Source organism: Sporomusa sp. 246TCP1, assembly GCF_057319775.1.
On sequence record NZ_CM170492.1, the window covers coordinates 4,144,546 to 4,165,654 of the forward strand.

The window sequence follows — 21,109 nt, forward strand, 5'->3', positions numbered from 1 at the left end:
TTTATAGAATGGCAGCTTCGCTGATTTTATACTAACAGTTTGAAAGTTTATATTCACTTTGTTTGTTCCGCCTTCTTTTCTACCGGCTCAGCCTTGATAGTGATCGTTTCTTCCTTCGCACCCTCACTGGCAAGGGCCCGCCGAAGTTCCGTCATCCCTTTACCAAGAGCCTTACCTGCTTCCGGTAACTTACCTGGTCCAAATACAAGCAGAGCAATAACTAGTATTACGCTTAGTTCAGCCATACCTAGATTAAACATAGTTCCACATCCCTTTTATTATTTCTTACCAGTTAGGTCTTATTATGAACTGTGTATTCAAACCTATCAGCTTTTTGTGCTTACGCAAATTGCAGTACTTCTACTCCTAAGTTAGACTTTCTTTCAATCGCCTTAATCGTATTATCTATGTGAACAAATATCTCCTCTGATAGTTTTTCAGCTTGTATATATAAGTCATTAGCCTGTGTTAAATCATTACGATTAACCGCATCAATTACTTTTATACCCATGCCATGCAATTCCTGATGTACCCCATCAATGGCCGCCCACTCTTTGGCTACATCGGGATGAGTTATAATAATAGCATGATAAAAATGTCCAAAGGCACATCTTTTAGAATTGGTCTGAATAGGATAAGCTTTCATTTCATCAACAATTCGTTTCAAATTCTTCATCCAATTGCCATGAGCTTCTTTTGCCTTTATAAGATTTTTTGTCAACTCGTCATTGGTAATAGCATTGATACCGCCATTTAAAGATGAGATCATATCTTTGATAATCTCACTAAATTCTTCGTCAATCTGGGATATTTGTTTCGCATTGACAGCACTTTCAGTAGCATCAGCATGAATAATCTGGGTCATACTATGTAGCTTTTCAGCATCTTGCGCTGATAAATTCATGGCTTGATTTACTTGTTTTGCGGCTTCTGTAATATCTTGCATAGAATCTGATATTTTGTCCACATCTTTAATTGTGTCTTTTAACATAAAAACATTTTCTTTTATTGTGCCAGATATTATATCAAGTTTTGCGTTCATGTTACTAGTAGATTGCATGGTATTATTCAGGCTTTCCCTGCTGCCGTTGGCTGCTTGGTGGATGTTATTAACAAAGACCCTCATATCATCTAAATTAGTTTTTGTACTATCGGCTAATTTTCTAATCTCATTAGCCACAACGGCAAATCCCCGGCCAAATTCCCCGGCACGAGCCGCTTCGATAGAAGCATTAAGAGCTAACAAATTAGTCTGTTCGGCTATGGCTTCCACGCCATTGACAATTTCGCTTACTTTAGCAGCCATATCTACCAACTGTGCTATTTGCTCACTCATAGTCGTTGTATCTTGTACAACATTCTCTTTTAATGTATTAACTTCAGTTAATTGAACCAAACTTTCATCATTCTTGCGAATTAAATTATTAGAAGCCTCCGATAATTGATTCATTGTCGCAGAAGTATGACCGATTGTCTCATTTACATCATTCATACTTGCCGTGATTTCCTCAACTATAGCAAGGTTTGATTCACTTAATGCCGACATATTTTGTGCAAAATCAATCAGTTTATAGGCAGAATGTGTCATTTTAACATCAAATTCACTTAGCGAAGAGATACTACTTAACATTTGTTTAGAACTTACCGACATTTTCTTTTCACTTGCTAACAACTTATCAAAGTGCTTGAGCAATGTTTGATGAATGGGATAATCAACCGTAAGCTTCGCAACTGCCTTTCCATTAAGCCGGTCTTCCACATTTTGAATTATACAAAGTGCTTCCTTGCAGGGTGCATTTTTTTTAAATAAATTCATAGAGATACTTCCTCCCTCACTATCCTAAGCATGCGCAGCAATAACAAAATTATAAAATTTGAACTGTAAATTAGTAACGCCTGCACCTCTGTGTAAATATTAACTATTACTATTTTATTATTCCTACCAAAACATGAAATTCCTGCTGATGTTGTGTGATTCGACAAAAATTTTCATTCATGACTTGTTTTATAAAAAAATGGCATTACCCCTTCACGAACGGGGTTGATGCCATTTTCCTGAACAAGTACACTTTTTCCCGAGGGCAAAATTGCCCTCCAGGGCACAAAAATCCAGTAATAATCGACGGATAAGAACGGCGGCGAGTATTGCCGCTGCCACATTCTCTTTATTACATGATATTTCCTGCTAAGTTTTGTATCCTAGTAAATTAGTAACCTACCCGTTATAGGATTGTCCTACCGGACAAAGCTTCAAGCAGTTAAAGCACATATACTGATTTCCTAAATGCGCTGCTTGTCTCAACCGGGCGTATTGCTCACTCATCAGCAGCCTTTTTTGTTCTTCCGGAGAACTGCCTAACCGCTGCAACTGAAAACCAATATTAGCACCCAAACCATATGTTGTGTCAATACTTTCATAGCGCTTTGGAGGCCATTCAATAAGCATTGTACAATAAATTTATGACGCACAGCAAAAAATTCCGGAGGTAATTTGGCACCAATTGTAAAATATTACTATATGCCTATTCGTGCGAAGGTTTCGACTATTTCAATTACCCAATTAAAACGGAGGATACATAATGAACATCAGAAAAAAACTAACCTTATTACTCTTGCTAGCCAGTGCATTGCCACTACTTATTTTTATCGGTATTAATTTGAACAATTCTATCCAACTTGCCCAAGTAACAGCTATGTCGGAGAATTCCAAACGGGCGGAAATTGTTCAGGAGAAAGTAAATAGCTTCATTGATAAAAATATGTATGGTGTGAAAGTACTGGCGACAAATCCTACTATTCGTTCCTATGCTGCTCATGACCCTAAAGAAATTAAATCTATTCTTGTTGATGCTGCAAAAATATACACAGATTTTAATCCTATGGTCGTTACTAATTTTATCGGAACGCAAGTCGCAAGAATTGATGATGCACCACTGACAAATGTTGCCGACCGTAATTTTTTCAAATTGGCCATGCAGGGACAAGCAGAAGTAATCTCAGAAATTCTTGTCAGTAAAGACAATGGGCACCTTATCGCTGTACTGGCCGCGCCAATAAAAGACGCCGTGAGTGGTAATGTAACAGGTGTTATCCAAGGAACGGTTGAACTTTCTGTGCTAAATGAATTTGTAAAAAGTCTATCTGGTGATACTGTTACTGTTTATATCCTGGATCGGGATGGAAAACTACTGGCCCATCCCACGAAAAATCTTCAGAAGCCGGAAGAACGTATTGATTTAACCAATTATAGCTTTGTTAAAAATGGTTTATCAGGACATAACGGCGCTGAAGAAGTTATCATGGATAAGAAAAAAATGCTGGTAAGCTATGTTAAAGATGAAAAAACAGGTTGGCTGATCTGTACAGAAGTCCCTGACAGTGTTGTGAGTGCTCACAGCCTAACAGCGGCTGTGAAACTTTCTCTCGTTGGTTTGATTTTGATTATACTAACAGGTGCAGCAGCTTATGTACTTTCTACTATCGCAACAAAGCCAATTCTCTCCCTCGTATCTGCTGCCAATCGTATTGCCGAAGGTGATTTAACAGTTAAAAAGCTGGCAGTAACATCAACGGATGAACTAGGATTATTGGCAGAAGCGTTCAATACTATGGTTATTAACCTAACTCAGCTCATCCGTAAGATACAGGGAAATGCTGAACTGGTTGCGGCTTCCTCTGAACAACTCAATGCAAGTTCTGAACAATCCGCGCAAGCGGCTAATCAGGTAGCTGCCTCCATAACTGAAGTAGCGCAAGGCGCAGATAAACAGCGGGTTGTCGTGGATTCAGCTTCTACGATAGTGACACAAATGTCTGAGAATATTAGTCTTGTAGCTGCTAATGCTAATGCCGTTTCGAAGCAATCAGCACTAACTGCAGGAACTGCCCAAGAGGGTGGCAAGTCAATCCAAAATGCTGTCAAACACATGTTTGAGCTTGAAACAACTGTAAACTCGTCCACAAAGGTAGTAACTGAACTGGGAGAACGTTCTAAAGAAATCGGGCAGATTGTAAATACGATTTCCGGTATAGCCAGTCAAACCAATCTACTTGCTCTGAACGCCGCTATTGAAGCTGCACGGGCTGGCGAACAAGGACGTGGTTTCGCTGTGGTTGCTGAAGAAGTCCGGAAACTGGCTGAACAGTCCCAAGTTGCAGCAAAACAGATTGCAGATCTGATTCGAGCCATTCAAAATGAGACCGGCAAAGCCGTGCAAGCTATGGATAACGGCACCAGCAAGACAAAAATTGCTACAACCGTGGTAAATGAAGCAGGTATGGCATTTCATAAGATAGTTGCCATGATTGCTGAGCTTTCACATCAAGTCAGTGAAATATCTGTTGCTATTCAAGATACTGAGAACGGCAGCCAGCAAATTGTGTCGGCAGTCAAAGATATTGCAGCCTTAACAAACACAGTAACCGGTGAAACACAAACAGTATCTGCCGCCACTGAGGAACAATCAGCAGCCATGCAGGAAATTGCTTCTTCAAGCCAAAGTCTTAGCAAAATGGCTTCCGAACTACAAGAAGCTATTGATAAATTTCGTACCTAAGCAAATTAAATGTAAACACAAACAAATAACCAAGAACAAGCCACAACTCACAATTTGAGTTGTGGCTTGTTCTTGGTATTGGGATGAATAACTAGTTTATGGTTACACAAGACCCAGTCAGTGGCAACCTATGTGCTGCCTAATTCTTTGATACTTGCCGCCAAAGCTCCAAGCAGACGGTGAAATCCTTGCGGGTTTTGTGCGGGCACCCGGTATTGCTTATTAATTTCCACCTGCACAGCGGGTATTTTCAGTTCACGGGCCACATAATTGGTTATCGTATTAAGACCTGTGGCAGCAAAATGTTCCTTGGAAATTCTGCCTAATCCGAACCCCCGGAAATTATGTTCCAGCACGTCTACCAGCTTAGGCTTAGCTAAGAGAGTTTTCCCATGATTTGTGCCTAAGTCTACATCGAATTCCTGTTCACGTGCTGCACCGTGGATATCTAGTACGAACTTCACCTTTTCCCGGCAACATATCTCGGCAATTCTTTCTTTGTAGATACAGGGGGTATCCATATTAGGATCGCCGCCATAAAGCTTAGTTGTTGCAATCGCATGACAACCTGTCAATTTGCTTAAGAGGTATACAATCGAGCCTGTGAACTGATCTGACATCTTGATTTTTTTTTGCCGATAATGCCTAACAGCATGCGGCGCCGACACCAAAACAGGCAGTTTCCCCAGGGAAATCCAGAACGGTTCTTCCTGCTTGGGGTTAACACTTTTATCTGTCTTATAGAAATGCACTCTTTCTATACTCACTGCTTCTTCATTACTACGTGCACGAATAAGCTCTTGTAGAATATCTTCTTGTTGTCCCAAATAATTAACCCCCGGTTTCTTTGTTGATCCATAAGTGAATAAGATTTGATGTGCAACTTCTTTATCGCTTAAATTTAACACAAACCGTTGTTCCTTGCGGTGAACTCTGGATACTCAATTTTGCATTATGTCGCTCTGCAATGCGATAGCAAACCGGTAACCCCAGGCCAGTGCCATTTTCCTTGGTCGTTACGAAGGGTTTACCCAACTGCTGCAAAATTTCAGCAGGTATCCCCGGTCCATCATCTTGCACTTCAAGGAAGATAGTATCACTACTGCAATAGGTTTTAATCCTAACATGACCATTGGGCGCCATTGCCTCCATCGCGTTTCGCAGTAAGTTTAAGAGTAGCTGCCGCACTTCATTCGGATCAAACTCGTTATCCGGAGTATCGCCTTTTTCGACAATAACGTTATGTCCTGACCGAAATGCATCAGCCTGAATCAAAGGGAACATGGTATCGATGATAGCATTTAGGCTCCCACGTTGCCTGACAATCGCCTTATTCTTAGCAAGCGACAGAAATTCGCTAATAATAGTGTTGGCTCGATCCAATTCTTCGACCATGGTGCTCAGTTGGTCCTTATAATTATCAAATTCTGTCCGTCTTTGGAATAACTGCAAGTATCCCCTAACTGTCGTCATGGGGTTGCGAATCTCATGACCAATGCTGGCTGCCATTTCACCGACAAGGTTGAGACGGTCTAACCGCTGCATTTCGGCCTCTAGCTTCTTTTCCTTGGTTATATCTTGAGCTATACCGATCCGGCATATTTCCCCCTGCAAATGGATAAGTGCATTTGATAATAGTACCGTAACAATGCTGCCGGCTTTTGTTCGCAACCGCAATTCGCAATTTGAGACTTCCTCTTTTGTGGCTAAGTCTTCTTTTAGAGTTTTTATTATATTGTCATCTTCAGCCCACAAATTCAATTCCTGAGGCGTGTGCCCCCGCACCTCATCCCGCGTGTACCCAATAACATCCAAAAACCGCTGATTCACCTCGATAAATTTATCATCAGCCATTCTAACGATAACTACCATCGCACTCTTACTGTGGAAAGTTTTGTGAAACAGTTCTTCTGACTGACGTAAGGCTTCATCAGCTTGCTTACGGTCTGTAATGTCTGTGAAAATCAAAGCAAATTGGTTTCCCTTGTGCAGCGAGTAAGCATAAATACTATACCACCGGTGTAGGTTTTTGTTATACTGCTCAAAATGCATCGGCTGGCCAGTACGTACCACCTCGGCATATCGTGCTATCGCCACTGCGCCAAATGCTGGAAAAAATCCTCTATATCCTTGTCCCAGAATTTTATCCCGCGATATCCTTATCAGTTTTTCATAGCCAGGATTGACATCAAGCACCACCGCATCAACTGGTTGTCCGCACTTATCATAAATCAGCTCATAGAGCCCAAAGCCTTCACCCATCGACTCAAATAAAGACCTGTAACGTTCTTCACTTGTCCGCAGCGCATATTCCATTTGCTTTTGTTCGGAGATATCTTTCGTACTTACCAAAAAAAATTCGACCTGTCCCTGTTCATCTACTTCTGGTAAAATATGGACATGATAATACCTGCTTTCGCCATGCACAGAAAAAAGGTGCATATCATATTCTACAGCCCGGCCTGTCCGCAGTACTTCTTCGAATTTAGACTGGTCAGGGGAAAAAACAGTTTCGGCAGTAATTCCTAACTCCCTTACCGCGGTTGGGTTGGCATAAATACACCGAAACTGCCTGTCAAAGCGACTAAACGCAAGTGGCATATTCTCAATCAACATCCGGATTTGCAACTCTTGCCGGAGTAGTTTAGCCTCAGTCACCTTCCTTTCTGTGACGTCACGCCAAGTGACTGCAATCTCATCATTCAGTTTTATGACATTCATATCAAAAATTCGGGTAGGAGAAAAATAGTTTTCCTTAGCGTTAATTGGAACACATAGGTTTACCTGTTCTCCGGTTTCAAGCACATGGCAAAACGCTTCGAATTGTTCTGCTAATTTAGGCGGAGGAAATAACTCCAGCATCGTCCGGTCGCGAAATTCAGCTTGTGTAATACCAATGTCGCGGCAAGCTGCCGCATTGACATATTCGTGGATAAAATCTGTAATTTGCCCTGCAGCATCACGCTTAGCCTGCAGCAGTAATAATCCATCTATCATCGTATCGCAATATTTACGGAAACGTTCCTCCCATGTTTGATCACTTTGTGCCTCTAGCTGGTTAACAGGCATAACTAGAGACGTTGGTTTCGCTATTTTTGCCTGATTCAGCTCGCTGAGTTTCATACGGCACACCTCCGTCATTATGCAAGCATTTCCCATAATAGTTTATATTTGGTACATATTATTATTTTTCGCCATCAGCCCTTATTTTCCTGCTTTCCTCTCCCTAATCGATTATCTCTAAGCCATCAAACTGCATGTTGTAGTACTTAGCGTACAGACCCTTATGAGCCAGCAGCGTTTGATGGTTGCCGCACTCTTGTATCTGCCCGTCGTTAATTACGATGATTTCGTCCGCATGACGAATGGTACTTAGGCGATGAGCGATAATAATTGTTGTCCTCTGCTTGGCCAGTTCTTCCAAGGCAGCTTGAATATGTCGTTCGCTCTCGTTATCAAGAGCTGAAGTCGCTTCGTCCAAAATCAAAATCGGCGGATTTTTTAGGAACACACGGGCAATCGCAATACGCTGCTTTTGACCGCCGGACAGACGAATGCCCCGCTCACCAACATAGGTATCATAACCCTCTTCCAGGCTAGCAATAAAATCGTGAATATTAGCTTTATGCGCAGCTGAGATAACCTCTTCTTTGGTCGCGTCCGGCCGCCCGTAAGCAATATTATCCCATATGCTGCCGGCAAATAAATACACATCCTGCTGTACAATGCCGATGGCATTACGCAAAGAGGTAAGCGTAAGGTCACGCACATCCTGCCCATCAATCAAAATCGCGCCTGCTGTCACATCATAGAAACGTGGCAGCAAGGAACAGATTGTTGTTTTTCCACCACCGGACGGACCAACAAGCGCAATAGTTTTTCCAGCTTCAACCGTAAAATCAACCTGATTAAGTACATCATTGTTCCCTTCATAAGCAAAAGAAACATGGCAGTACTTGATGCACCCTTTTACGTTGGTAAGGGGAATGGCCGCTTCCTTGTCCACTATTTCCGGCTGTGTTTGCAACACCTCCGCGAACCGTTTAAACCCGGCATAGCCTTTTTGAAATTGCTCAGTAAAGTTGAGCAACACATCCAGTGGATTGATGAAAATAGCGATATAAAGTGCATAAACCGCCAGGTCAGTGGCCGCTAACTGACCTTTTCCGATAAAATAGCCGCCACTTACCAGTACCACTACATACAGCAACCCTTCCAATAATCCGTTACCGGCATAAAAACTCCCCATGATTTTGTACACGCTTTCTTTCGATTCGAGAAATTCGAGATTGCCGCGGCGAAATTTTTTTTGTTCGATCTCTTCATTGGCAAAAGATTTAATCACGCGAATACCGGCAAGGCTATCCTGCACGAGGGCATTGACAGTGGCAATCCGTTTGCGGTTTTCCATAAAAAGTATTTTCATGCGTTTGTTCTTGTAGTAGCTGAAAATAGTCATACTCACCGCGATGCTAAATAAGATTAGCGTCATCGGTATATTAATCATCAGCAACAAAACAAAGGAACCAATCAGTTTGAGACAAGAGATAAAAATATTCTCCGGACCGTGGTGAGCTAATTCAGAGATGTCAAATAGATCAGACACCAGTTTAGACATCATCTCGCCGGTATTGTTCTTATCATAATAAGAAAAAGAAAGTCGCTGCAGATGATCAAACAGATCTTGCCGCATATCGCTTTCCATCCTCGCACCCATTACATGTCCCCAAGTCGTAATGTAATATTGACAGGCATAACGGAGGCCGTATAAAAGCATCATTCCCGCACCGACATAGCCAATAATGGAAATAAATTCCATCGTTTGCGTAATTAATAAATTTTTTGTCAGGTAATTGAGCACCTGCGGAAAAACCAGATCAATGACTGAAACAACAATAGCACAAGCCATATCAATGTAAAAAAGCCGCCGATATGGCTTATAATAGTGCAAAAAACCAGCAAGAATAGACATCAGCAACACCTCTCCCTATGGATAATAAAAGAACAGACAAGTTGTTTCTCCTAATTATACACCACCAACAGGTAAGCTGACACTATTCTTTATCTCCATCAAAACCTATGCTGCCACTTTTTCTTCCATTATCTAACATCATTTTTTCCCAAACCTCGGTAATGACCTTACTACGTTTTTGCCTCAGCCATTCACCAATATCTTTGCCTTTTAATTCGGCAGGGACAACATCCTGCACTAGATTCAGGAGTGCCTTAAACGGGCTCAAAGCCGGGATATGTAAGTTTATTGCCTGTGAAATAATATCAAATTCCGCTACAGTCAGTGAACCACGCCGCAAAGTATCAATTGCGGCTACAATTTTTTCCGGGTCAGGGACCTCCAGCAATGTTATGATTTTACCGGCAGTTACAGACGCATTAAGCCAGTCACCAGGCAACGTCATGCGGCTATTCCAGTGGTATATACTTTGGTGGTCCATTACAAGGCTCAAACTGACAAACCGTAGCTTTGGACTTGACGTAGCTTTGGCCACCGAATCCAGGCGATCCATTGCAATAGCAAATTGGTCTGGGGGTAAGTCCGCTATTTCTTCAAACACACACGGCAATAAATTGCTCTGAACCAAAACCTTAAAAAAGCGTGCCGGGGCCGGGGCGTCATTCAAGACCTTTGTCAATTCGGCAAGCACCCGTTCAATAGGTTCGCCGCCAAGTTCATCAGCAGCGACACTTGCAAGAATCAGTGTCTCAGCATCAATGGCGAAATCTAAGCGCGCCGCTTGTCCTGCAAGCCGCAGGGCACGTATGGGATCATCAACAAAATGCTGGCTAGTGGCACGAAGTATCTTGTTCTTGATATCCCGGATTCCATGGAAAGGATCAATCACTTCGCCAGTCAAACTATCCACAGCAATGGAATTTACAGTTGTATCACGCCGAAATAAATCTTCTTCAATAGTTATTTTGGGGTTTGATGCAATCTTGAAACCTTTATAGCCGCTGCCGACCTTTCGCTCCGTTCTGGCAAAGGCAACTTCACATGGTCTGCCATCAATAACCAGCCGAAAAACCGGAAACGATTTGCCACATTCATCGGCTTCAGGGAAGAGTTTTTTAAAGTTTTTCTTAACCATGCCAACTACACAGAAATCAATATCTTTCGGCGCAATTCCTCTCACCATATCACGAACACAGCCACCCACTCTATAAAGGCGTCCCCCATTCGCCAGAATGATTTCCGCAAAAGTTCGCTCTGTTACGACATTACTATTCACCAGGATCGTCCCCCCTGATTATATTTTTCATTTAATACTCAATACATACAAACCCCAGGCTCCAGTTCTGGAGCCTGGGGTTTGTATGATTGTCATTTCGTTACCAGGTGCAAGTTTACCTTGTTCTATTGCTTCATCAATTGGTAAAGCTTACAAGTCGCTGCCTTAGGATCTGCTGCAGCAACAATGACTGATACCACTGCCACCCCATCTACACCTGTATTCATGACATCACGGATATTACTTCCATTAATTCCGCCAATAGCAACAATGGGAATCTTTACCTTAGCTTTTATAGCTTCCAATTCTGCCAAACTGACACTATCGGCATCATCCTTAGTATTTGTAGGGAATACGGCTCCGACACCAAGATAGTCAGCACCTTGTTCTTGCGCCAGCAAAGCTTCTGCCAGCGTTGCCGCAGATACACCAATAATCTTATCAGGCCCTAACATTTTCCTTGCCACTGCCACAGGTAGATCTTCCTGTCCAATATGAAGCCCAGCCGCATCTACCGCCAACGCAATATCTGCCCGATCATTCACAATCAGCGGCACACCATATTTTTCCGTAACACCTTTTATCACTAAAGCCACTTGATAAAATTCTGCTGAGGACAGATTCTTCTCTCTTACCTGTACCACCGTAACGCCACCCTGAATCGCTTGTTCCACAGTTTTCGCAAGATCTTTATCGCCAAGTAAACCTCTGTCTGTTACTAAGTATAAAGAATAGTTACAATTCCTTTTATCCATTCGTAATTCTACCACCTTTCCTTATGACTTCCGGCGTCAACGACCATACTGCATCAAACAAGCGAACCCGGAAGGTTCCAATACCTTCTCCCACCTGTAATGATTGGTGCGCCAACTCACCAGCTAAGCCCATGGTCATCACACCGGCAACTGCGCCGGTAAACCAATCGTCTGTTGCGCCACAGTAACAAGCAATCAAAGAAGTGGCCATACAACCTGTACCTGTTACCTGCGACAAGATAGCATGTCCATTATCAATACGACACACCCGTTCCCCGCCGGCAATAATATCCTGCTTACCAGTAATAGCAATTACGCAGCCCAGTTTTTGCGAAAGCTGCCGCGCCACCTTTTCTCCGTCTACCTCATCAGCAACAGAATCAACACCCTTGATATCTGCAGCAACGCCGGCAATCATTTTCAGCTCCGACATATTGCCACGAATCACCGTAGGACAAACCTCCTGAATAATTCTCTTAGCCGTAGCTGTACGAAGAGCGGTAGCGCCCACCCCCACTGGGTCAAAAATAATGGGGATTTTTTTCTCCCTGGCTTTTTTGCCGGCAGCTACCATGGATTCAATACTCCGGGAATTCAACGTTCCAATATTTATTACCAAGGCAGCCGCAAATGACACCATTTCTTCTACTTCCTCAATATCATCAGCCATAACTGGCGAAGCACCAATCGCCAGGGTTATATTGGCACAATCATTTACCGTAACGTAATTAGTTAAATGATGCACCAGTGGTTTCTTAGTCTTCAAGGTTAAGAGGCTATCTGCTATTTTTTGCAGTATTTCCATTGTTTCGTAACCCCCCATGTTACTTTATATAGTAACGCTGTTATTATCATTACTGGTATGGTAGCGCCCAGCACAAAGTCCAGCTTAATAAACTGATAGTACAGGCCTACTCCTAGCGCCCAAATAAGTAGCGCTCCCCAGTTAATTAGTATTTTAGCTTGAACCTTGCGATTTTTTATAATAAAATACTCTGTCAACAAAACGGCAAATAAGGGTGCAAAAACAGAGCCAATAGCCAGGAGGAAATTCTCATACTGCTCAATATTAAACCACAAAGCAGCTATTGTGCCAATCACCGTCATAACTAAAGCTACCCGTTTCTCATTGAGTTTAGGAAACATATTTGCAAAACTCACACCTGCGGAATAGGCATCCAAAAAAGTAGTTGTTACCGTTGCCAAGACTACAATTCCTAGTGCAGCCAGCCCAAGATTAGCAGCCAGCATCATGGACGAAGGTTCTGCATTGCCAGCAGCTATGGCAGCTCCCAGTCCAATAATATACATCCAGCAGCTGCCAGCAAAGTAACCCAAGCCACTCCCCCAGGCGGCACTTTTTTTGTTTTTGGCAAAGCGTGTATAATCCGCAATCAAGGGCAGCCAGGAAAGCGGCATAATAACACTTAATTCTACGGCCTGGCCGAAAGACAGGCCCCCGGCAGGTGGCGCAGTTAACGCAGCGCTATTTTTAAATACAACAGTACTTAACACGATGGTGATACCAAGCAAAAGGAAAACAGCCACCATATTGGCTTTTTTCAGGCCACCTTCCCGGCCAAGTACAATCCATATGAGGACTAAGCCACCAATGCTAATTGTCCATACAGAAAGCTGGTCCAATCCCCAGAGCAGCTTACCAATCTCGTTCGCTGAGCGGGCAGCCGCAATAATCATAACTGCCGTCCACCCAACCAATTGCAAAACATTTAACACTGAAAATAAATAAGACCCATATTCGCCAAAAGAAATCCGAGTTGATACCAGCGCCGGTATCCGCTCCTGAGTACCAATTACCCCACCCAACACTAAAATACCAGTTCCGACCACATGGCCAGTCACAATAGCTGCTACGCCATTGTAAAAACCAAGTGGAGCCAAGAGTCCGCCTGTTAGAATCTCAGCAATAGATACAGCCGCACCAAACCACAAAAACAAGTAATGATTAAACCCTAATGTACTATTTTCATTCGACATTCAATATAACACTCCTTTTTATAAAAAATAAAAAGCACACCCACAAGGATGCGCTTAAAGTACAAAACACTCTATACCATCATCCCTACGCTGGCATTATCCAGATCAGGTTAAAGGGTCATAGATTTTATTAGATCTATATCTCAGCCGGCCTTTCCAGCACCCCTTGAAATGTCAATATTCTTTTAGGCTCATCGTAACATATCTAATCACCATTTTCAACTATCTACAAGCAATTTACTAACAAATTATTACAAATGATAAAATACTGTCTAGTAAACAGGTGCAAAGCACGTTCGACTCTTACCAATATCCTTTTAAGGACAGATTTCCCTGACAACCACGCTTATCACCAAATAGCTTGCTGAATTGTCCGTCTAGATATAAATTGCCACTTAAACCAGCCTTTAACCCCAAATTAATTTGGTACATATTGCTTCCAAGTCTGTTTTGGCTTTGCTCACCCGAAATATCGGCTGCATTATCACTCTTAAACTCATGAATATAATGTACCCCGAGCGAGGTAGTCATTACTGTTCCGTTACTTTGCATTACCGCCTTGCGCAGTTGCAGGCCCAGCCGCCCTTGTACAGAATCACCTTTTTTTAACGACACATTTGCTCCCACATTATCGGTAAAGTCTCTCTGATGAATACCAATATACGATAATTGCACCTGTGGTTCCAGTACCAGACCATGTTGCTGTTGAAAAGTCACACCATGCTCCAGCGAAGTAACAAATAGCCGTCCCGAATACTGCTGTTTAAGACCATACCCATAATAACCTGGCACATTGTTGGTAAAATCCAGGTTGCCATATAGTAAGACTGCATTAAAATAACCGGAATGGCCGGCCTCCACTGGCATCCTGATTACGGAATAGAGGCCACCATAATTTCCTGTTATCTCATTCTTCACATTACTTGCCGTATTCCTTTGATTAGTTTCTCCATGTCCAGCAATGAAACCAACATACATTTTATTCTTTTCCCCAACAACAGCCCCATTAACTAGTTTTTCCCAGCCCAACTGCATGCCTTTCGTCTGAGCATGATAGTTGGATCCAGAACCATTCCTGTAGCTTGTATCATTGCCAAAAGGACTTACCCAAATAGTATTATTTTCTTTACCTGCTACGACCTGAGAATTACGCAGCTCATACATATGCAGGTCTAAATCGTCAATAATCCCCCGGCTTAGGTTTTGCCCATTGGTAATTGCCGCACTATAACCTGATAGATAATTAGGCGCATACAAAGCATATACCAGCCAGGACATTGTATTTTCCGGTTGACCGCTACGTTTCCAATACTGATACGCTCCCCCACTGCGATATTCACTGCCAGCAGCCATTGGCGCTGCGGTACCGGCAATAAGCTCAGTTCCCTTTGGTACGGAAATTACATAAATATCCTGTAAATCAGAACCCCAGCCAGCCAATATCGCCTGTGCATTGCGTGAATCTGCCACAGAATAGTATTTATCTGACCACCATGCGCCTAAATAACCCTGGGTAATCTCATCTGATTTCAGATGATTGCCCCTGCGGACTAATTTCATGTCTTGCTCAGTTTCCACAATCCGAACCGCTGTATCAGTAATACCTGGCGTACTTGTAAACGAATAAAAATTACTATAGTAATTTTTTCTGGAAAAATTAGTAAAACCCGCAACTAGCAAAATTTGTCTTTTTTGTTCTAACAAAGCATCAGTAACACCAGGAACAATGTTCACTGCACTCTGGCCACTCACAGTCTGCGCCGGGCTGGTTCCTTGGGCCTGAATCTGGGCATCAATTGCAGCGAGCGCACTATTCCAGTCCATAACCTGCTGGGACTCGGCAGCAACTGGTGTGATGCTAAACAGCAATATTGCTACACTGATAACGGTGGTCGCGAATTGTTTCTGCCAATTTATGAAACTACTTTTATTCGCGTGCATTAACATAGTCAGCTCCTTTCACCAAAATCTATCTCTGCTGTTTTTTCCCAAACAGGAAAACATCTGTAGTGCTACTCCCATCTGGCTCTAAATAATTTTGCCGTACACTATGAAAGCAATCGATTCCATTCACTTTTAGAATAGCATCGATTTTAGCTTCTTGAAAATAATTAAAATATAGCGGCTGTAAAGAAAAACTGGTCGTCTCAAAGCCAGCCTGCTTTCCTTCCATAAAGCTTACATAAAGATAACCATCACTCCTGAGCCATTTTACGGCATTAGCTAATACTTCCTTCGCCTCGTCATCCTCCAAATGAACAATACTAAAGGAAAGTACTACTGCATCAAAATATTCTGACAAAAAGCTTGCTTTGCGACAGTCCTGAAGCTGAAAAATTCCCTCTGGAACACTGACTCTAGCTATTGCTATCATTTCAGAAGAGAAATCAATGCCAGTAATCTCTAATCTCTTTAAGGCACATAATTGTTTAGCCACATTTCCAGGCCCACAACCAATATCCAATACTTTAAAATCATCTTCTAATAAATCCGCAAACTCGATAACGCGCTGAGCATATGGCCTATAATCCATAAATTTATCAGCATAACCAGCAAAGTTTTTATTATATGCATCAATTGTCAGCTTTGTTTTATCTTGCAACTTACCATATACCCCCAATCATTTCCAGGAAACGCAAGAATATCTATAAACCCCCTGCTAAGATAGAACTATTTACCATAAAATATAAAACTCCTGCAAAAAATTGAACATCCTGTCATGGGGACAGGTCCTTTGACACAACTGAGCTTCACACATTTATCTTCCAGTGTAAAGCATTTTTGACTTGTCTTCTTCTCTGAATATTTTTCCGCTATTACCTCGTAGCATGATGTGGTAAATCTGCGCCTTGGCTATTTTGTGTGTCAATGGACCTGTCCCTTTGACATTCATACAAAGTTCCACGCTGCTGATAAGTATAAGCATCCTGCGAATTTAATTGAAGCGCTTTATTACATTCTTCCAATGCCACTTCATAATATTTTTGCAGATCAGTTGCAGCTAAGTTTGCTTGACCTTGCATTTGGTAAATCCCCGACCGAACACAATAAGTACTTGCATTCTGTGGTTTTAATTGAAGCGCTTTATTACAGTCGGCTAATGCTAAGTCAAATTTACCTTGGCGATAATAAACAGTCCCACGCCCTTCATAGGCCTCTGCAAACTGCGGATCTAATTGAATGGCTCTATTGTAATAAGTTAAGGCAACATTATATTGACGTTCATCGCCTAACCCTTTATACGCATAAATATTCCCACAATCAATATAAGCCCATATATTGGAGGTCCCTAATTCAATCGCTTTATTTAAAGCTGCGACGGCCTTATCCCAATCCGTCGCGTCTAAATAGGCCACCCCTTTCTCATACCACTGAATAGCCGCAAAGGAATTTTCATTTTGGGCTATAGTAAGAGGACGATCATCACTATTATTAATCTTAATTGTGATAGTCGGTGCAGAGATTGGACTACTGCCAAAATCAATTTTAGTACCTGGAATTTTAACATTTTCAAGCTGCAGGTTATATATTTCACCGCTCTTAAGAATAGTTCCATTCAAGTTATCCCCATAAACTTTGTAACTCCTTTGAAAATCTGTCTCCACCTCTAGAATTATCTGTTTGATTGTTAGTCTCTGCTTATTTGATATGGTTACTACTGAATCGTTTTTATCTATCTTAACATCATAAGCAACCTGTGCCGTTTTAATAAAATTGTTCCATTGGTTATCAGTATAGTTATTGCTGAGACTCATGTTTTTCAGGGTTATATTTTCCGGATTATCTAGTATTACAGTGCGATAGTAGGTATATTTCCGTTTGTTACCCATAGAAACTTCTTTTTTCTCGTGACTTTCCGCTCTGAAAACATAGTCCTTACCGATATAATCCCAACCATCGCCATCATAACTACCATATATCTCAATATGCTTTAAAAAATTGTCAGTAGGTAATTCAAAAATCAGACTATTCCCTGATACATCTGTATTGTTTTGCAAAGGGATTATAACAAAGTCAACGTAGCTGTCATTATATTTTTTAAAACTCTGCACGACCTCTGACCTATACATAATCTTGTTTTTCCGGAAAGCAATTGCGCCATTTTGGATATAAAAGGGTATATACTCACCTTTAGCATCAACAATCCGAACATCTGCAAGACTTGGTGATGCATGTTCATAAATATCCTCCGTCAAAAAAAGAGATTTGTATTTGCTATTGCCTTCAAAATAAATTGGAGCGGAATAGTTCCAGGCATCAAGGTTTTCCGCTGCAAAAACTGGCATGGATAAAACCCATGCCAGTATCGCAATAAAACTACATCTTCTGATCATAATCTTGCCCCTCCGCTTCGGCTCTCAGTCGTTGATATAAATAAGATATACCTAATAATACAAATCCAAATACAAAATAGGCAATAATTTTTTTGAAAGTATCCAAAAACGTTAAATCAATGAGAAATAATTTTACTGTGGCAAAAATTGATAAACCCAAACCAAATCTTCTCGTATAGATATAGTTCTTCCGAAACCCATACACCAGAGCACCTAATGCTGCCAAAAGACATATCAAGCTGGACAAAAAATGCCCACCACCAAGATGAAACTGTTGCGTTAATATAATCATGACATTGCCAAGTAAATAAAATGATAGCCGCGAGGCATCCAGGCGGAATAAATCTCCACTCCAATATACAATAAATATATCCACGCATTTACTATAGCAAAATACTTAAATCCCATGGCAATGTTCCAAAACCTGCCGTACTTGGACATACCGCCATGCTGACTGTCAATTAAATATACAGCAGTAACTAGAATTGTTCCTACTGTAATCCCTGTAAATTTAGAATTAAAATATGTAGCATTGGTAAATGGCAACATACGTGCCCAATCTCCCAGATAAAAAGCACCCAAACAAAGACCAAAAATCAGCCAACCCGCCTTCTCCATCTTTTCCATCTGATATTTTAGGCTAACTATTATCAATATTATACTTTCCACAAGCCAGCCCATAGACATCCACTGCATGCCAAACTGGAACGGAATCATCAAAACTGCAAAAGTCAGGGATGTCGCATAAAATAAAAGCCCGCCATATTTCTCATCAGGCATTTGTCTTTCAATTAACTTAGCCACTCCAATATAAACAAGACAGAAGGCCAATGCCAACAAACCGTTATAGTCTGATAATCCTCCTTTGGCAAATAAACTATATAAAATTGTGCAACTGAGAAAGGTGTTAACCCCCATCAGCAGCAAGTCAACTCTTTTAATTTCCACAGCATACTTTAGCGGATAAGCAAGTTGCGTGAACAAATGAGTAGTAAATGTTACTATTGTATATACCATACCTGCAAAAACATTGTCAGCGTTGAAAACAAGATACATCAGGGATGGAATATGAAACAAGATACTCAGGTAATTTACCACATTCCACTTTTTCCAAAAGGATACACCTAAAACTGATAAATTTAAGAGAAATAAATAAACCATAGCAATATAGCAGGCTTCTCCCTTAATTCCAAAGGACATCAAATAACTAAAAAAAGGTAGATATCCGCCAATAAGCCCTAGCGAACAAATTGTATTAGACTGATATCGCACCGATAATACAACTGCCGTCAGCGTAATTAGCCCCGACAGGAACAACCGAGACTGTTTAAGGAAGTGTGTAAATGGTAATAATCCCCATAAAGGAGATGTTACGATATGCACGAACGAGAACAAGAATTAGTAGGCCTGTTATCCAAGCAATGTACAAACATGGAGGATGTTCACAAACTGCTTAAATCGCTGTTTAAACCTATCCTCCCGGACAAACATAACGAGGAGGAGTTACACCCATATTTTTATATAACTCAATCTGCTTCTGCGTTATTTCGCTAACCCCTAACTCATGGCCTGGTTGTTCATAGCACTCAATAACATCAAATTCATCCAAAAGTTCGTGCATTGTGTGCTTTTTGAATAAATTTTTATCTTCCATCTGTTTCTTTATATAAGCGAGATAGATCAAGGCCACAAATGCCACGAAAATCTTGCCCTCTAAACTTTCTTCGGAGGAAACCAGGGTTCGTCTGAAATTAAGTCGCTCTTTCAAGTTCCCAAAGTTTTTTTCAATAAGATCTTTGTTGCGATATATCTCAAGCGCCAAAATAGGTTCCTTCACTTCATTGCTTACTAATGCAAAATATCCATAGCATTTTTTGTTTTTTTCCAAAGCATCCTGTTTGATGGAAACTTGAATTCCTCGTTTTGGCGTGCTCTTTATATTGAAATAGGTCTCATATTGTTTTTCATGGTCTGCTTTTCTTTTACCCTTTAGCAGTTCGTCTCGCAATGATAAAATCCTCCGGTTAAATACGCGTTCGTCATCCACTGCCTTCTCTGGATTATAGAAGAGGTGCAAGTACATTCTGCGCTTATCCTTGAGGATATCACCTTTATATGGACGTTTCTGCGAATAATTCCATTTGATGGGCACCACATAGGCATATAAATCATATTTTTCCGAATAATGTTCTAAATTACGGATGGAATCACTGATCTTTTCAACCTCTGCACTGACAAATTTCAGTGACAGTTTTACACCGATCAAAAATTTCTGATGATCGTGATAAAGGGCATTGATGTTCTCTTCACTATAGAATCCTCGATCCATAACTAGATTGATTCTGTCATAGCCAAGAAAGCGCATGTCAGCCAACAGGTTTTTCACCGTCTTCGCATCCGAAATGTTGCCTGGAAGCTTCCTATAATAAAACGGTAGATTGGACTTCTCTCCAAAAAGGATGGCAATGTTGATTTGTGGCAGTAAGTCATGATCTTTATTATGACCGTATTTCACTTCCTTCAGAAGTTCCGACCAACTGGATATCGAAGTTGTATCATACGCCCAAAATTCTTTCTCTACACGCCGCTTTCCCTGCAGGATGAAAAACTTTTCCTTTGCTTCTTCCGTAATGGATGCAAACAGCTCGCTACTTCTTTGCGACGAGATATTCTCGCCATAAGGATGTCGGTGCATTCTTGACCATTTTAAGAATCGATAAAGCGGGTTCTTATCTTCAAGAATGAGGTAATAGGCAATGGACAGGATTTGACGCCAAGTATCAGGGAAACATTTTCTGAGATCTTCCGTAACACCAGACATATTTCCAATTTCGTCGAATAGATAAGTTGCTCCATAATAGGATCTTGTGATGGCGGTAATGGAGAAGGGGCCAATCTTAGGCTGTGTAAGTATCTCTGGTCCAGGCGTTTTAGCTGCTTTTTTGCGTGTCGACACGATTTGCCCGGTTTCGGGATCGACTCTACCAATTAACTTACGTTTTGCCCGTGACTGCTGCTTTTCTGTGTCCCAATAAGATATGGACTCGTATGCATAAGTAATCCCCGTACGCTTATCTTTCTGATGAACAATCGCCGGCAATTCAACCACCACCTCGTTATGTTTATTATATAACATAACGAGGTATAACTCAAGAGAAAAGTGGCTTAAACACCGATATTTACTAGCTTTCTAGCATGTTCATCGTTATGTTTTTCGG

The 21,109-nt window shown here is 41.4% G+C and carries 16 protein-coding genes and 1 riboswitch; of the genes, 1 reads left to right on the forward strand and 15 read right to left on the reverse strand.

The features are described 5' to 3' along the window. Positions 1-53: 53 nt before the first annotated feature. Together AC1ECB_RS19595 and AC1ECB_RS19600 are read right to left on the reverse strand one after the other, a co-directional pair. A complete protein-coding gene (locus AC1ECB_RS19595) occupies positions 54-260 on the reverse strand; it encodes a twin-arginine translocase TatA/TatE family subunit (protein WP_485665362.1) in 207 nt (68 codons plus the stop codon). 80 nt (positions 261-340) lie between these two features. After that, positions 341-1,816: a methyl-accepting chemotaxis protein gene (locus tag AC1ECB_RS19600; protein WP_485665363.1), complete on the reverse strand. Its 1,476-nt coding sequence runs from the start codon at positions 1,814-1,816 to the stop codon at positions 341-343. Between the two features lie 763 nt (positions 1,817-2,579). On the opposite strand from AC1ECB_RS19600, the gene AC1ECB_RS19605 reads away from it, so the two are divergent. Then, positions 2,580-4,556: a methyl-accepting chemotaxis protein gene (locus tag AC1ECB_RS19605; protein WP_485665364.1), complete on the forward strand. Its 1,977-nt coding sequence runs from the start codon at positions 2,580-2,582 to the stop codon at positions 4,554-4,556. Between the two features lie 128 nt (positions 4,557-4,684). Here AC1ECB_RS19605 and AC1ECB_RS19610 read toward each other — a convergent pair whose 3' ends face one another. From AC1ECB_RS19610 to AC1ECB_RS19670, 13 genes are all read right to left on the reverse strand, one after another. Beyond that, on the reverse strand, positions 4,685-5,383 hold the full coding sequence (locus AC1ECB_RS19610; protein WP_485665365.1) for an N-formylglutamate amidohydrolase: 699 nt from the start codon (positions 5,381-5,383) through the stop codon (positions 4,685-4,687). Positions 5,384-5,444: 61 nt separating this feature from the next. Then, positions 5,445-7,679, reverse strand: a complete 2,235-nt coding sequence (locus tag AC1ECB_RS19615) for a PAS domain-containing protein (protein WP_485665366.1) — start codon at positions 7,677-7,679, stop codon at positions 5,445-5,447. A gap of 103 nt (positions 7,680-7,782) precedes the next feature. After that, the gene (locus AC1ECB_RS19620; RefSeq protein WP_485665367.1) at positions 7,783-9,528 is read right to left on the reverse strand and encodes an ABC transporter ATP-binding protein; all 1,746 of its coding nucleotides are present in this window, start codon (positions 9,526-9,528) and stop codon (positions 7,783-7,785) included. 82 nt (positions 9,529-9,610) lie between these two features. Then, entirely contained in the window at positions 9,611-10,804 is a 1,194-nt protein-coding gene (locus tag AC1ECB_RS19625; protein WP_485665368.1) for a CCA tRNA nucleotidyltransferase, read from the reverse strand. A gap of 125 nt (positions 10,805-10,929) precedes the next feature. Continuing rightward, entirely contained in the window at positions 10,930-11,559 is a 630-nt protein-coding gene (gene thiE, locus AC1ECB_RS19630; protein WP_021169734.1) for a thiamine phosphate synthase, read from the reverse strand. Continuing rightward, the gene (thiM, locus tag AC1ECB_RS19635) at positions 11,552-12,364 is read right to left on the reverse strand and encodes a hydroxyethylthiazole kinase (protein ID WP_485665369.1); all 813 of its coding nucleotides are present in this window, start codon (positions 12,362-12,364) and stop codon (positions 11,552-11,554) included. The genes thiE and thiM overlap by 8 nt, the downstream gene beginning before the upstream one ends. Then, positions 12,343-13,557, reverse strand: a complete 1,215-nt coding sequence (gene cytX, locus AC1ECB_RS19640) for a putative hydroxymethylpyrimidine transporter CytX (protein ID WP_485665370.1) — start codon at positions 13,555-13,557, stop codon at positions 12,343-12,345. The genes thiM and cytX overlap by 22 nt, the downstream gene beginning before the upstream one ends. Before the next feature lie 65 nt (positions 13,558-13,622). Then, positions 13,623-13,734, reverse strand: a riboswitch (TPP riboswitch). 126 nt (positions 13,735-13,860) lie between these two features. Beyond that, entirely contained in the window at positions 13,861-15,504 is a 1,644-nt protein-coding gene (locus tag AC1ECB_RS19645; protein WP_485665371.1) for an autotransporter outer membrane beta-barrel domain-containing protein, read from the reverse strand. 22 nt (positions 15,505-15,526) lie between these two features. Further along, entirely contained in the window at positions 15,527-16,159 is a 633-nt protein-coding gene (locus AC1ECB_RS19650; protein ID WP_485665372.1) for a class I SAM-dependent methyltransferase, read from the reverse strand. A gap of 214 nt (positions 16,160-16,373) precedes the next feature. Further along, positions 16,374-17,891, reverse strand: coding sequence for a tetratricopeptide repeat protein (locus tag AC1ECB_RS19655; RefSeq protein WP_485665373.1), 1,518 nt, complete (start codon positions 17,889-17,891; stop codon positions 16,374-16,376). After that, on the reverse strand, positions 17,875-18,138 hold the full coding sequence (locus tag AC1ECB_RS19660; protein ID WP_485665374.1) for a DUF2339 domain-containing protein: 264 nt from the start codon (positions 18,136-18,138) through the stop codon (positions 17,875-17,877). The genes AC1ECB_RS19655 and AC1ECB_RS19660 overlap by 17 nt, the downstream gene beginning before the upstream one ends. Positions 18,139-18,179: 41 nt before the next feature. Continuing rightward, the gene (locus tag AC1ECB_RS19665) at positions 18,180-19,163 is read right to left on the reverse strand and encodes a DUF2339 domain-containing protein (RefSeq protein ID WP_485665375.1); all 984 of its coding nucleotides are present in this window, start codon (positions 19,161-19,163) and stop codon (positions 18,180-18,182) included. Positions 19,164-19,362: 199 nt separating this feature from the next. Next, entirely contained in the window at positions 19,363-21,027 is a 1,665-nt protein-coding gene (locus AC1ECB_RS19670) for an IS1634 family transposase (RefSeq protein ID WP_485665376.1), read from the reverse strand. Between the last annotated feature and the right edge of the window lie 82 nt (positions 21,028-21,109).

What these genes read in the sequence shown, in the direction of transcription:
- AC1ECB_RS19600 (WP_485665363.1), bottom strand. Translation starts at nt 1,816, where the DNA reads ATGAATTTATTTAAAAAAAATGCACCCTGCAAGGAAGCACTTTGTATA.
- AC1ECB_RS19615 (WP_485665366.1), bottom strand. Translation starts at nt 7,679, where the DNA reads ATGAAACTCAGCGAGCTGAATCAGGCAAAAATAGCGAAACCAACGTCT.
- AC1ECB_RS19620 (WP_485665367.1), bottom strand. Translation starts at nt 9,528, where the DNA reads ATGTCTATTCTTGCTGGTTTTTTGCACTATTATAAGCCATATCGGCGG.
- cytX (WP_485665370.1), bottom strand. Translation starts at nt 13,557, where the DNA reads ATGTCGAATGAAAATAGTACATTAGGGTTTAATCATTACTTGTTTTTG.
- thiM (WP_485665369.1), bottom strand. Translation starts at nt 12,364, where the DNA reads ATGGAAATACTGCAAAAAATAGCAGATAGCCTCTTAACCTTGAAGACT.
- AC1ECB_RS19645 (WP_485665371.1), bottom strand. Translation starts at nt 15,504, where the DNA reads ATGTTAATGCACGCGAATAAAAGTAGTTTCATAAATTGGCAGAAACAA.
- AC1ECB_RS19605 (WP_485665364.1), top strand. Translation starts at nt 2,580, where the DNA reads ATGAACATCAGAAAAAAACTAACCTTATTACTCTTGCTAGCCAGTGCA.
- AC1ECB_RS19655 (WP_485665373.1), bottom strand. Translation starts at nt 17,891, where the DNA reads ATGATCAGAAGATGTAGTTTTATTGCGATACTGGCATGGGTTTTATCC.
- AC1ECB_RS19670 (WP_485665376.1), bottom strand. Translation starts at nt 21,027, where the DNA reads ATGTTATATAATAAACATAACGAGGTGGTGGTTGAATTGCCGGCGATT.
- AC1ECB_RS19595 (WP_485665362.1), bottom strand. Translation starts at nt 260, where the DNA reads ATGTTTAATCTAGGTATGGCTGAACTAAGCGTAATACTAGTTATTGCT.
- thiE (WP_021169734.1), bottom strand. Translation starts at nt 11,559, where the DNA reads ATGGATAAAAGGAATTGTAACTATTCTTTATACTTAGTAACAGACAGA.